1 protein-coding gene is annotated in these 280 nt (G+C 58.9%); it reads left to right on the forward strand.

Translation table 11 applies throughout. The features are described 5' to 3' along the window. On the forward strand, positions 1-280 hold a 280-nt coding region (locus G3N58_RS33910), incomplete at both ends, for a 4Fe-4S dicluster domain-containing protein (RefSeq protein ID WP_206001380.1).

Genomic DNA, 280 nt, shown 5'->3' on the forward strand with positions numbered 1-280 from the left:
ACTTCAAGCAGTGGATGAGCAAGGGCCTGTACCTCGGCACGCTGATGGTCGGCATCGAGCAGAAGCTGCTGGGCGGCAATGTGCCGTGGACGCTGCATCACCAGCATTGGGATCACGAGATGCTGAAGCCCGCTTCGCAGTGCAAGCCGATTACGTATCCGAAGCCCGATGGCAAGCTCACGTTCGACCGGCTTTCGTCGGTGTTCATTTCGAACACGAATCACGAAGAGAACCAGCCTGCGCATCTGACGCTGAAGGACCCGACCGTGCCGGTCAACGT

The sequence above is a fragment of the Paraburkholderia sp. Ac-20342 genome (assembly GCF_017104985.1).
Taxonomy (GTDB): Bacteria; Pseudomonadota; Gammaproteobacteria; order Burkholderiales; family Burkholderiaceae; genus Paraburkholderia.